Source organism: Psychrobacter sp. Ps4 (assembly GCF_022129285.1).
Lineage (GTDB): Bacteria > Pseudomonadota > Gammaproteobacteria > Pseudomonadales > Moraxellaceae > Psychrobacter > Psychrobacter immobilis_A.
Map to the genome: position 1 here is coordinate 83,344 of NZ_JADQAK010000004.1, position 12,380 is coordinate 95,723.

Sequence of the window (12,380 nt, forward strand, 5' to 3'; positions counted from 1 at the left end):
CAAACTAAATAGTTTACTTAATTCGAATGCTTAAAACTATCATAGTTATGACTATCAAGGTCTAGAAATAATACATTTCTCTTGCAATATTTTGTATTATGCTATATCCATATACAATCCACTTCGTTTGATTATCCACAAATTATTATTATTGAGTGTTACTGCTAGCTACAAGCTAAACTATTTATCATTAGCTAAATAAAGGTCATAAAAGCTAACAGCTGTTCTAAAAATTATAATACCCTTTAATCACTATCAACAGATAACTCAATCTATTCAAAAGGCATTTTTATGACTATAAAATCTTCAATGCTAGTTGCTTCGCTCTTTAGTACGACATTGATATTGATAGGCTGCGCTCAAACCAATGCGATTACGCAAGCTGTGAGCACCGCTGCTACTGAAACTGTCGGAGGCTTTAAAACTGCTTTTGAAGATTATGATAAAACCAATAAGCTAAATAAACAGGGAGATGTAGCAAACGCATATTACTTGTTCGGTTGGATGGAAGATGCTTGTATTGGGGATAGCTCTGCTGGCTATCAGAAAATTGCTTTGCTTAACTCACAACTTATTGAAAACATTAAAGCAGTTCGAGACGTTCCAATCGTTGATCCTGTTATAGATGATGGTTATGAGTATTATGTAAAGCCGAAGTCACAATGGCATCCTGGTTTTGCTCGTATAGTTGATGATGTCAATATAGATGTTAATTATGAATATACTGAGTATCATTTTAAGTTCAAAGATAATGTTTTCTACCGCGGTCAACCTTTGGCAGAATATTATTATAAATTTAGACCTGAGTCTGAGGGTGGTCAGGAAGTTCTAAAATTTGCAAGAAATGCTGATGTAAATAGTATTTGGCCTAACTTCAAAGGTCGTCAAGTTGAAGATTCGATGGATGGTAGCTTGTATGAGTCTAAGGCTGAATACGACACGAAAAACAAGACACTCACTTGTCGTTTTGACTAAATAAAGAATACGTTAACTACCTATAAATAAGCAGAGGGAACATAATGAATTACAAAACAATTGCTATCGCTTTTGCTGCTTTAAGCCTACCTCTGCTCTCGTATGCTCACTCGTCTCCTGATCAAGTAAAAGTTTGTTATAGCTTCGCTGGCGATACTTTAGAACAGACACAGTCATGTATCGTCTCATCAGGTGGTGGTGCTGGCGGAGTTTATGAAAATATAAAAATTGGTAATAAGTATCATTTATTTGAAGGGGCATGCGGTATGGATGGCGAATGCGATTACTCTTATTACCCAGGTGGTCCAGATAGCAATATAAAACCTAAGCAAGTTATTTCTTACCTAAGAGATGGCACATTCCATACGAAGGTAAAGCCATCAGAAGCTGCCAATGCCAATCACCTACTTTACTGTTATAAAACTAAGAACGGCTCTTTAGATATCTGTACTAATTAATTTATAAGGATTTATAATGAAAAAAATATTCATTGGACTAGCAGTAATGTTTATCAGTATTTCTAGCTTTGCTGGTCTACCTGAAATGATGAAAATATATAAGAATCCTAAATCAGCACCGAAAATATCAGCTTGTAAAGGTGATACTTATTGCAATGGGTTTATAGCTCTATCAAAACAGTGGAAAGATATTCCTAACTCTTATCGCTATAAAGGCGAGTACGACATTAAAGCTTATGCTAAAAACGGTGTGACTTACGATAGTCAAGGCCGAAACCGAGGTTTACAAAATGGCTTTTACTGGTCTACCGATAAATCACATAGTTTTATAGACAGTCTTGATAAGTACATTGAGTCGACAGGAGGCATGCCTGATAGTTATGAAGGTGGCTTAGCAGTTCTTTTATATATTGAGGACAAAAATGGCTGGGTAGAAAACTTCTGAAATCTGTTATAGAAGTCTAAAAACACTAATCTTCAAGCATTTTTTAAAATGCGAATAGTTGCTTGCATTTATCTATCTCTTAGAACCATGTACTAGTAGAACTGCTTGTATTAAAATGCTGAACCGACTACGTTTACTCAGGCTTATTAAATGGTTTTGAACAAAAAAATAAACCACCCTACTTATCAGAGGTAAGGTGGTTTGATAAGCCTAGGCCAATCGTTCGTTCATCTTAGTTTCAATCCATTCTGCAATCTCACTTGCTACCCACACTACCCTAACCTGTGTAAGCTGTATTTTCTTAGGAAAGGTTGAGTCATAGCGCTTGGATTTTTTATTGTTAAGCTCGTATATCGTGGAACGACTAAGACCTGTGTAATGACCGACATCTTTGATGTTTAGTAACTGTGGGATGTGATTGCATTGCTCGATTACAGGCTGTGTTATATTAAAATTTTCCATGACTAGCTCCTTTGTAAGTTAATGAGAATCTTTCTTCTCATACAGTTACGGAGTCCCATATTTTTTTACGGCGTCCTATACTGACCGCACGTACTCCTTATCAAGCACATGAAAAAAGAGCTGAATAATCAGCTCCTTTTTTATGCCGTATATCCTTACTACTGCTTTAACTTATAGCTGTCACACTCTCTCTTAGACTTCTTTCAATATTACCGACATTGTAGGGAGCCATACCATTTTGTGACCCTCTTTGATGATTACTATTAGCCTCATCTGTTTCTACGGGATAAAACTCTTCAGCCACATCGAGTAGACTATCGTTATCAACCTCAAAGCATGAATTCACATAACCTTGTTTGGCTGCTGTCTCTAGTGCTGCTTGATCAAAGCCATGTTCGCTCAGCTCCCGATCAATAGCCCCAGCATCTTGTACGGCCTGTTTCAGCGTCACATCATCACGTAGTGTCAAATCCACAAAGTAAATCGGTGTGCGATAGCTTTGCGTGGTGCTCTTACCTCTGAGTGTTAGTTGCAATGGTAGACACGACAGCTTATTGCCTGATACTGCGGCAAAGTAGCTTAAACGTGCTGCCAAAGTACGGATGCTGTTAAAGCCAGTAGTTCGAAAGATAAACGTACCTAGCTCATCGTCTTCACTCAGATTTGCGTACAGTCTGGCATACGGCTTACAAGCACCGCCTTGTGCCAGTGGACAGCGATCAGGGGATGGACACGGTAATTGCTCTACGCCATTGCTAGTTCTGCGTTGACACTGTTCACCATCGCCGACACATAGTGGACGACCTGTTTGCCTATCGAACAGTGTGTACTCTGCTCGCAGGTTTAACTCAGGATCATTAAACAACATGCGTACGGGTATTTGTCTCAGCTTACCGTCATTCTTTTCGCGTAGCTTTGCATCAAGTGGATGATTGATCCAGCCATCTTTGTTCTGCACTTGACTGGTGATGGTAAATTGATCGTCTTTAGCGGGTAAACGCTTGCCATCTTTTACAATGACACGCCCAATGCTGATACGACCTAAAACTGGTGGGGTTATCGTTAGACCTTTAATCATAATGGTATTCCTTATGTGTTTATAGAGTATGTTGAGCCATAAAAAAGCCCACCTGTGATAGGTGGGCAGTTATGCACTTGCTTTGATTCATTAGCTTTGACTGGTTGATTACTTTCTTGATGATTGAGTGATCGTCAGCTCAGTCACTAAGCACAACGAATCGTCTGCTACCTTGCTTTGTTTTACTAAACTTGGCTAACAGCTCAGGATGAGCTTTAGTAACGGCTTTGCTATCAAGACCGACACTGTCTTTCGAGCGTTTCCAAGAGATCGCGCCTTTATCAAACACAGCAACTTCATTATCAGCAATCAGCGTTTGCAGTTGATGCTTCACCTGATCATGACGCTGCTCTAGCTCTTGCATATAGTCACGGTAGCTCAGCAATTGCTCAAATAGCTTGTTAGCACCGTCATCATCTGTTAGATCAACCTTGCTTGAAGGTTTAGGCGTTGGATAAAGCTGCTTTAATGCCCGAGCAGCAGATTCAGAATGATCAGGGGTTGGTGGCGTATCTGTTGCTACGTACTGCCAGAATAGATGCTCATGCTCCATGATGGACTCAATCAAGCGCTCGTCACGCTCAACCTTGTATATCTTGGCTTCATGTCCACACAGCAGCACGCAGATATGCGCAGCCTGTTTACCTGTGACTGCCAACTGATGCTGTACTTGGCACGTCACATATAACGGCACACCATGCTTCCAGAGCTTGGCACCATGTTCACCAGCGGTCTTACACTCTAAAATCTGCACCTCATCATTGCCAGTGATGGCATAGTCTAGGTTAGCCAGCATAAAAGTTTTGTCAGGATCAGGATGCTGCAAGATGGCATTGACGCGGCGTACCTTGTTTCCAGTATGCTCTTGATAATACTTAGCCACCATCGGCTCTAAGGTATTGCCCCAGTAGAGTGGCGAATAACCTTCAATGCTCTCATCGATGTTTGAGGTCATACGACCAGTCTTGATCATCCATAGTTCAAGCATCGACAAATACGGATGGATACCACAGGCAGCAGCGGCATCAGAGCTGCCAATGCCTTGCTTGCGAAACTGTAGCCAGTCTTCATGGCTTAAATCTTTGGTGTTGACCAAACGCTTAGGCGTGGTTGATGTCTTTGGTTGAATAGGTTTACTAATAACTTCATTTTGCTTTAGCGTAACTTCTGCTGATTTGGCCTTAGTTTTAGATTTAGCAGTTCGAGATGCTTTACCCGTAATGGTTGAACGTTTAGGTCTTAGCTGAGTCATTGTTGTATTGTTTAATGCAATCATGTTCATGGTGAACTCCTTTATTAAGTTTATTCTTGGTGATCTATGAATGTGCCTTGTTTCATTGACGGCATAAAAAAACCACGCTCAAAGGCGTGGCTGATTCATTAGACAGATAGAGTGGCTAGGCAATTAAGCGTAGCGCTTCATCGAGGCTTTTATCTTTGAGTTTAGCGCCTGCGCCAAACCATGCAGAGTCCAAACGATGGTCTCTCGACATGGCACGTCGTTCATGATCGACATATTCAGTCATGGCAGAGAGTAAGCCATATGCCGTATCTTTGGCAGAATCTAGGTCAGCACCGCGACCTTGACCGTTAAACATTGTCATCACCTGATTCATAGCTTTAGCATTCGGGACCGCATCTTTTTCTTTCTTAGCCGTATTAAACAGAATTAAGCCATCATCCTTAACGTCATTAAATACACGGTTTAAATAATTGGCCGCTTCTGCTTGAGTGACTCGTCTATTGCTCAACTGCTTCATCTCATAGTTAAACTCATTCCATTGATTAACAGATACACCTAATTGCTGCTTTACCTTCTCGGCATCAAAGGTAGTGCTATGCGGTACTTTCACCACACCGCCACTACCATCAGCTAAGCTGATCGCTAAAGTGTTATTACATACCACGCGAATATTGGTGAATTGAGCTGTGGTGGCAAGCGTGCCATCACAAGCAGTTGCTAGTAGCAAATAGCCATGACTGACATCACCGCCACGTAGCGTCGCGGATTGACCGGTACGAGCTAATGCCCAGAACTTACGACCGCCTTTTAACACACCTGCGGTCTCTAGCTCAAAGTCTGCTTGTTCAGTTAGATCACGATAAAACTCTAAGATCTCATTAGGTTGTACTTCTTGATAACGTTGACTAACAACGGATAGTGGCTCTAAGGTATCACTGCGGTACAGAACTTTGTTATTGTCATAAGGCATGATCAGGTTTTGGCCTTTATCATTGGTTGCCATGTAACTCACATCTGATGACTCAATACGCCAATCCATACCTGCTTGCTTGGCCCAGACCTCAATAGGCTGCTTAGGCACAAGCTCGTTACCTAAGCCATGCCAAGGGGTTTCACCGACGTATGCCATGCTCTCGATTAAATGTGCCATGTTATTGCTCCTTTATAGTTCGATAAAATAAGTACTTGGATAAGTGAGAAAGTCAGATACTGAAGGTATGCTGACAGGTACTGCATAGATAGCGCGGTATGAGAGCCGCTTTAACGAGTGGCGGCTGAATAAGCTTTTGTTGTGCCAGATTAATCACGGTAGCAACAGCACCACCTGCGACGATGCCAATCATGGGGTTGATCTTGTAGTACTTGCAGACGCTAGCACCGATACCAGCAAGTAGCTTCGGTGAGAACAAATCCTCTGCTATACCTTGTAAATTGTTATCCATATTTTCTATGACATGGGCTGAATGACAATTGGGACAGATAGGTTTCATAATATCTCCTTGATAGTGGCGCATAAAAAAGGTCTGCTAAAAGCAGACCTTGATGATACGTTTAGGGGTAGATGGATAAGGTAGCGATGGCTCCTTATCTCATCTCATGGGGATACTGTATATCTGAAATTATTTTGCTATTTATGCAAACCTCTACGTTTTGCAGTCTCATAGATACCATGAGTGAAGGTTTTCATTTTACGAAGCTTCACCCTTAAATGTTGATTCTCTTTATCAGGCTGTGTCAAATACAAAGAAGCCCTAATAGCATTCTGCACCTCTTTTGGGTTACGACGATGAATCATGCCAATACCTAATCTGCCAAGAGCTTCCTGCTCTTTCTTATACTGCGGATTATTACAGTTGTAATAACTGCCAAGACCACCAGTAACACTCTGCCACTTTTCTCCCACTAGCTTTCCTATATGAGTATCTTTACAGCGTCTAGAACCATCAAACAGCAGCAATAAGTGAATGTGATAGCCACGGTCATGCCCTTGCTCTAAAGCAATGACATTGCCCTCTAATTCTTCGAAGCAGCTTTCTGTTTTACCAATAAGCTCTCTAAGTTTTTTCAAGTGTTTATGAAAGGTCTCGATAGACACCAGATGACTGGTATCTTTTGAATACCCTAAATCGACACGGACAATTAACAATCTTGAGTAATGATTCAACATCTGACGCATGTAAATGTCTGATTTTTTTGTATTAACTTTTTCTTGCTCAATTACTTTAATATTATTTTTTAAAATAATATTTTTATAAGCGTATAAGTTGTCAATAAAATTCTTAGTATTGTAATAACCCCACCTCATTTTTTTTGAATGATTACTAGCCACTACTCTATTGGCGCTATTTATAAAAGCAGTAATGGTCGGGAAATAATCCAAGCTAGAATCATAATTATCTACCAGCGGTAGGTACAATGCTGAAAGCTGTATGCTGACGTTACTGATATTAATGTTATTGGATAGAACATCTGTAACCAGTCTATCGACGTTACAGATAAGTTGGGATTGGTCAATGACTGAACATGACATGATTGTGATCCTATAAGGTAATTTTCTCATAGGGTCAGGTTGATCAGTATTTTTATAATGTTAGTTGCTGAGAGCCCAACTCTCAGCATCAAGATGAGTAGCTACTGTATTAGATAATATAAATAACCCACTAAGGATGAGCTGCTTCAAAGCAGCTTTTTTCTTGTGTGCTTAGGTTTTTTTTATCAGAGCTGATGATAAATTGCTGTCTGCGTTAGAAATTATGTCAGGGTGGAGTTAGCTGATATGTTTTTCATAAAAATTCTGGTGTTAGCTATCCTTAAGGTATATATTTATCGACATACCATGTATTTGCACTAACGGTAAAATGACGGTTTTATGATGTGATACTGATGCAGTATACATCGATATAATTTAATTCATTACGAAGAGACAATAATGCGACCAAAATTAGATAGTAATGATAATCGTTCATTAATAGAGAAACTAGTTATGAGTTTCAGTGAATATGAAACTTACTGGCATATATATAACTATAGAATGAGTTATGAAGGGTTTAAAGATCCAGTGCCTAGAGAACCTAAATTTTATAAAGATATCTTGGTTGAGTTACTGGAGAACTCAGGTAAAAGTAAAAGAGAGATTGAAGCTCTGCTGAAGAATACTCCACGCATTTTGACGCCTTTTCAGTACGTCGGTTGGTTTTACAAAGATGATAGAGCTTCGTTATGGTTAAAAATAGTTTGTAATAGATTTACAAACGACATGCCTCCAATCAGTAATAAAAGTGATATTAGAAATTTTTTACATGACTTGATATACAATTCAAACATAGCTATAAGGAACAATGCTATAAATTTTATAGGTCCAGTTTCTAAACAAAGAAAATTAGATAGTATAGAGTCTTTTAAAAGACTAGAAAAGATTTACATAAAATCAAAAATAGATAAAAGATCGGTAGCGTTTTTACGTGATAATAAAAATGTAGAGCATGCATATAACTATATAAAAGATAAGATGCCGACCGTACTTATACTTAAGTACACCCAAGACATCAGCTTTGATTCAACAAGCGATAAGTTGAATTACATTCTAGCTGTTCTTGATTATTGGAATTTTGAGAAACTATGGGGTCGCAACAATTTTGCGCAATTAAATGGTGAAGGTGATGAGCAAACAAGAGAAGATTTTATAAAGAAAATAAAAGATGCTTGTAACTCGAAAAATTCTCGTGATAGGGCTAAGAAACTTAAACAGACTGGCCTAGAGCTGACGAAACAGAATAAAGAAAACCTAAGATATCTTGCCAAGAGTTATGGCAAGACACAACAAGATATCTTAAATGAGTTGGTTGGATCAGCTTATAATCAGACACGAAATCAAGAAATTCAACTAAACTCATCCTTTCCTAATCAAGATGCTTTTTTCGATGGCATTCTTCAAATGCAGCCCTCTAGCTCGCAAAGTGAAGATAAGTTAATTCCAAAAGGCAACATGTTGAATGACTATAAAGAGGAGCCGAGTCGCTCGTATAATACAGAATCTTCTATTACGTCAGTATGCGATAATGAGAAACTACCGACTGTCACCCCTACACCCAAACAGGAAGCTAGTTCACTACAAACATTTCTTCCTGAAGAAAATTATGGAAAACAAATTGAAGATGCAGGTAATGTCAATACAGACAGCTACCATAAGTTATAACTCAAAATAGGGGTAAGTCTTCTAGCTTGCATAAAATCAAGGTACAATACACTTATTGAACCTTCATCTTTGATCCAAGATTTTGAAATCAGCACTCTATGTACACTGTGGTGTACACCTAAATTTATTAAAAATAATTTTTTATTTAATATCAATAACTTAATTGCCATATACCGTTCCGACCACTGGTACCAATATTAGTAACAAATCAGCCTCCTCATTAGGAGGTTTTTTTGTGCCGGTAATATTATTGCTCCACTTACTTCTCTATTTCAGATTGCAGCACCGCAATTATCTTAATGGGCACGGCAAATTCCCATGGCATGCCAGCATTACAATAAAAATGCCCGTCACGAAATGACACGATATAAGCCGTAAAATCATTACCACAATGATCCATCATTGCTTGTTCATCACTATCATCACAAACCGCACACCATACTTTTTTATCGCCGCGTGCTAGCATCGCTCTTGTTAAATCGCTCCCTTTTAGTTCATTATTCATCATCAGCTCCTTAGTCATTCTAAACTCTCTAATATCAAGTCCTTAAAGAGTTAATTTTACTAAAACTCCATTTTCGATCTTGGCATGAGCGACAAGCAATGTCTTTTTTACATGGTCATAGAGGCGCACAAGGCATTGCTTATTGTTTTACAGTCATCCATTAGCGCGGATACTATATTGTAAAACACCAGAATCAAAACTGTAACATCTAAATGTGAGATTTATGACAAACGGTGAGCTTGATACGACAGGTGGTGCAAGAGTACAAATGAGTTTGATTTACAGTAGACTTAGATAATTCAAGAGCAAAAATATGTTTGGTAAATACGATTTTTTTGAATTAATACCTCTGTTTATCATTAACTAACTCTATGATATATAAGATTTATGACATATAAAATTATTCATATACTGTTGCTAGCGTCCTGCTAACCTAGCAAAGGAGTCTATCGATAAATCCAAATTTTGATACTCAATCAAAGCGCTTGAATCAGGTAAAATAGTGAGTATGACAACTTCTATAAATGCTAGCCCTCGTAAAATCATTCATATAGACATGGATGCTTTTTATGCCAGTGTGGAGCAGCGTGACTTTCCTGAACTGCGCGGTAAGCCATTGGTGGTTGGTGGCGATCCAAGTGGTCGCGGTGTGGTCGCAGCAGCCAGCTATGAGGTACGTAAATTTGGTGTACGCTCTGCCATGTCTTGTTATGAGGCGCGTAAACGTTGCCCAGAAGTCATTTTTGTTAGGCCACGTTTTGAGGTTTATCGCGCAGTTAGTAGCGATATTCGCCAGATTATGTACCGCTTAACGCCACATGTTGAACCATTGTCTCTAGATGAGGCGTATCTCGATGTTACAGGGCTACAAGTCCATAAAGGTTCAGCGACCTTGATGGCGAACTGGCTAAGGGCACAAATACTAGCGCATACTGGATTAACGGCCTCAGCAGGTGTGTCGTTTAACAAGATGCTGGCTAAAATTGCCTCTGATATCAATAAGCCCAATGGTACGGCTATCATCACGCCAGCGGACGCTGATGCCTTTATCAGTACGCTACCTATCGAGCGCTTTCATGGTATTGGTAAAGCCACTGCCAAGCGCTTACATGCGATGGGTGTAAGTACTGGCGCGGATCTCAAGCGAATGCAAGCGGCTGTATTGGTGCAGGAGTTCGGCAAGCGTGGACAGTTTTATCACGATATTGCCCATGGGCGTGATGAGCGTGCTGTCAAATCTGAGCGCGCGCATAAATCTGTGGGTTCTGAGACCACATTCAAAGACAATCTAAGTAATAACCATGAATTACGTATACAAATTTATGAACAGAATGCCGATGCCTTTCATCAACTACAACAAAAACAGCTGGTCGCCTATACTATTACTCTAAAAGTTAAATACGCAGACTTCACTCAAATCACCCGCTCACACACGCTATCGACCGCCTTTAACAGTGCTGATTCTGCCCATTATTGGTTAGACAAACTGTTTTTAGACATTCCTCGTGAGCTACCTATCCGCTTAGTCGGTGTTACTTTCTCTTCATTAGCACCTGTCGCCCAATTGTTGCCGCAGTTAAATTTGTTTGAATAACATACTGACGCTCATTGCTTTTTTTAATGATTCATTCTAACAATTAATGCTTAGGCTATTTAATGTACAAGCCGTTTTGTGCGCATGAGTCGTTACGAAACTGTCCTTTCATGACATCGTTTCTGCTACAATTACGCCAAAATTTACATTCATTTAAAGATTAATTATGACCGATTTTCACACTATAGATTCTACTACTGCCGCCTCAATTGATGCCGAAAAAAACAACAATGGTTTGAACTATTTGAGCGTTGATGACTATGATTATGAGCTGCCAGACAGCCTGATTGCACGCTATCCTCTCTCACAGCGTTCTGCCTCAAAACTTTTGTATTTGCCCGCCAATAATCAAAAAGACCCTACGCTTGTAGAAGATCGCTTATTCACTGAGTTACCTGAGTTATTAAATGAGGGTGATTTGATTGTATTTAATGATACAAAGGTGATGAAAGCACGTCTTTTTGGACAAAAGGATACTGGCGGTAAGCTTGAAGTATTGATTGAACGTTTGGTTGATATCTCAGATTTAGAGACAGCGACTTTATATGTAGAGGCTGAAAAATCTGTAAAAGCTGCAAATGACAAACCCGTGAATCAAGAACATATTGCACTTTGCCATGTTAAAGCCAGTAAAGCGCTCAAACTTGGACAACACTTGCAGCTTGCTGACGGTCATATGAAGGCGGTGATGATTGGTCGTCAAGACAACTTATTTATTTTAGCGTTTAATGCGCCGATCTTGCCGCATTTAGAGCTTTATGGCGAACTACCTATTCCCCCCTACTTTGAACGCCATGCAGATGAGACAGACAATACTCGTTATCAAACTGTTTTTCATGATCCAACCAAGCTTGCAAGTGTGGCTGCACCGACTGCAAGCTTACACTTTGATGAATCAGTACTGAGCAGACTTGCGGCAAAAGGTATTCGTACTGCTTTTGTGACTTTACACGTTGGCGCTGGTACATTTGCGCCAGTAAAAACGGACAACTTGCTCAATCACACCATGCATAGTGAGTATGCACATTTACCACAAGCAACCGCTGAGCTCATCAATCAAACCCATGCGAATGGTAAACAAGTCATCGCTATTGGCACCACGGTCACACGTGTGCTCGAAACGGCTTATCAAAAAACAGCCGTTAACGGGCAGCCTCTCTCCAGCTGGTCAGGTGATACCGATATATTCATTTACCCAGGGTTTAAGTTTGGTGTGATAGATCGACTGTTGACCAATTTCCATTTACCCAAATCAACGTTATTAATGCTGGTGTCGGCATTTTCGGGTAAAGATGCCATTGAGTATGCTTATCAACATGCGATTAAAGAACAGTATCGCTTCTTTAGTTATGGTGATGCAATGCTGCTCGACAGAAAGCGAGATTAGACAATACTCAAACATTTTTTGTATTGTCCACAACAGTT

General features: G+C 39.7%; 13 protein-coding genes. 6 read left to right on the forward strand and 7 right to left on the reverse strand.

Annotated elements, in window-relative coordinates:
* The first annotated feature begins 291 nt into the window (after positions 1–291).
* From I3252_RS03805 to I3252_RS03815, 3 genes are read left to right on the forward strand one after another with little or no spacing between them, the layout of a single operon-like run.
* Positions 292–975, forward strand: coding sequence for a hypothetical protein (locus I3252_RS03805; RefSeq protein ID WP_238034276.1), 684 nt, complete (start codon positions 292–294; stop codon positions 973–975).
* Between the two features lie 44 nt (positions 976–1,019).
* Positions 1,020–1,433, forward strand: a complete 414-nt coding sequence (locus I3252_RS03810; protein ID WP_238034277.1) for a hypothetical protein — start codon at positions 1,020–1,022, stop codon at positions 1,431–1,433.
* 16 nt (positions 1,434–1,449) lie between these two features.
* Positions 1,450–1,878, forward strand: a complete 429-nt coding sequence (locus I3252_RS03815; RefSeq protein ID WP_238034278.1) for a hypothetical protein — start codon at positions 1,450–1,452, stop codon at positions 1,876–1,878.
* Between the two features lie 210 nt (positions 1,879–2,088).
* Here I3252_RS03815 and I3252_RS03820 read toward each other — a convergent pair whose 3' ends face one another.
* From I3252_RS03820 to I3252_RS03845, 6 genes are all read right to left on the reverse strand, one after another.
* Complete coding sequence (locus I3252_RS03820) at positions 2,089–2,340, reverse strand: AlpA family phage regulatory protein (protein ID WP_238034279.1); 252 nt, start codon at positions 2,338–2,340, stop codon at positions 2,089–2,091.
* A 166-nt stretch (positions 2,341–2,506) separates the two neighbouring features.
* Positions 2,507–3,418, reverse strand: coding sequence for a hydrolase or metal-binding protein (locus I3252_RS03825; RefSeq protein WP_238034280.1), 912 nt, complete (start codon positions 3,416–3,418; stop codon positions 2,507–2,509).
* A gap of 139 nt (positions 3,419–3,557) precedes the next feature.
* Positions 3,558–4,700, reverse strand: a complete 1,143-nt coding sequence (locus I3252_RS03830; RefSeq protein WP_238034281.1) for a lambda-exonuclease family protein — start codon at positions 4,698–4,700, stop codon at positions 3,558–3,560.
* Positions 4,701–4,815: 115 nt separating this feature from the next.
* Positions 4,816–5,811 (reverse strand): DUF932 domain-containing protein, encoded by a 996-nt coding sequence (locus I3252_RS03835; protein ID WP_238034282.1) that lies wholly within the window; start codon positions 5,809–5,811, stop codon positions 4,816–4,818.
* A 52-nt stretch (positions 5,812–5,863) separates the two neighbouring features.
* The gene (locus I3252_RS03840) at positions 5,864–6,151 is read right to left on the reverse strand and encodes a hypothetical protein (RefSeq protein WP_238034283.1); all 288 of its coding nucleotides are present in this window, start codon (positions 6,149–6,151) and stop codon (positions 5,864–5,866) included.
* 137 nt (positions 6,152–6,288) lie between these two features.
* Complete coding sequence (locus I3252_RS03845; RefSeq protein ID WP_238034284.1) at positions 6,289–7,191, reverse strand: inovirus-type Gp2 protein; 903 nt, start codon at positions 7,189–7,191, stop codon at positions 6,289–6,291.
* A 399-nt stretch (positions 7,192–7,590) separates the two neighbouring features.
* Between I3252_RS03845 and I3252_RS03850 the strand changes: the two genes are divergently transcribed.
* Entirely contained in the window at positions 7,591–8,856 is a 1,266-nt protein-coding gene (locus I3252_RS03850) for a hypothetical protein (protein ID WP_238034285.1), read from the forward strand.
* 259 nt (positions 8,857–9,115) lie between these two features.
* On the opposite strand, the gene I3252_RS03855 is transcribed toward I3252_RS03850, so the two are convergent.
* Positions 9,116–9,361 (reverse strand): hypothetical protein, encoded by a 246-nt coding sequence (locus I3252_RS03855; protein ID WP_045446843.1) that lies wholly within the window; start codon positions 9,359–9,361, stop codon positions 9,116–9,118.
* A gap of 508 nt (positions 9,362–9,869) precedes the next feature.
* Here I3252_RS03855 and dinB point away from each other — a divergent pair.
* Both dinB and queA read left to right on the forward strand, forming a co-directional pair.
* The gene (dinB, locus tag I3252_RS03860; RefSeq protein ID WP_238034286.1) at positions 9,870–10,955 is read left to right on the forward strand and encodes a DNA polymerase IV; all 1,086 of its coding nucleotides are present in this window, start codon (positions 9,870–9,872) and stop codon (positions 10,953–10,955) included.
* Between the two features lie 166 nt (positions 10,956–11,121).
* Entirely contained in the window at positions 11,122–12,342 is a 1,221-nt protein-coding gene (gene queA / locus I3252_RS03865; RefSeq protein ID WP_238034287.1) for a tRNA preQ1(34) S-adenosylmethionine ribosyltransferase-isomerase QueA, read from the forward strand.
* Positions 12,343–12,380 lie beyond the last annotated feature (38 nt).

Excerpts from the sequence above, each read along its gene's own strand:
- I3252_RS03805 (WP_238034276.1), top strand. The coding sequence starts at position 292 with ATGACTATAAAATCTTCAATGCTAGTTGCTTCGCTCTTTAGTACGACA.
- I3252_RS03855 (WP_045446843.1), bottom strand. The coding sequence starts at position 9,361 with ATGAATAATGAACTAAAAGGGAGCGATTTAACAAGAGCGATGCTAGCA.
- I3252_RS03850 (WP_238034285.1), top strand. The coding sequence starts at position 7,591 with ATGCGACCAAAATTAGATAGTAATGATAATCGTTCATTAATAGAGAAA.
- I3252_RS03820 (WP_238034279.1), bottom strand. The coding sequence starts at position 2,340 with ATGGAAAATTTTAATATAACACAGCCTGTAATCGAGCAATGCAATCAC.
- I3252_RS03830 (WP_238034281.1), bottom strand. The coding sequence starts at position 4,700 with ATGAACATGATTGCATTAAACAATACAACAATGACTCAGCTAAGACCT.
- dinB (WP_238034286.1), top strand. The coding sequence starts at position 9,870 with ATGACAACTTCTATAAATGCTAGCCCTCGTAAAATCATTCATATAGAC.
- I3252_RS03825 (WP_238034280.1), bottom strand. The coding sequence starts at position 3,418 with ATGATTAAAGGTCTAACGATAACCCCACCAGTTTTAGGTCGTATCAGC.
- queA (WP_238034287.1), top strand. The coding sequence starts at position 11,122 with ATGACCGATTTTCACACTATAGATTCTACTACTGCCGCCTCAATTGAT.
- I3252_RS03835 (WP_238034282.1), bottom strand. The coding sequence starts at position 5,811 with ATGGCACATTTAATCGAGAGCATGGCATACGTCGGTGAAACCCCTTGG.
- I3252_RS03810 (WP_238034277.1), top strand. The coding sequence starts at position 1,020 with ATGAATTACAAAACAATTGCTATCGCTTTTGCTGCTTTAAGCCTACCT.
- I3252_RS03845 (WP_238034284.1), bottom strand. The coding sequence starts at position 7,191 with ATGTCATGTTCAGTCATTGACCAATCCCAACTTATCTGTAACGTCGAT.
- I3252_RS03815 (WP_238034278.1), top strand. The coding sequence starts at position 1,450 with ATGAAAAAAATATTCATTGGACTAGCAGTAATGTTTATCAGTATTTCT.
- I3252_RS03840 (WP_238034283.1), bottom strand. The coding sequence starts at position 6,151 with ATGAAACCTATCTGTCCCAATTGTCATTCAGCCCATGTCATAGAAAAT.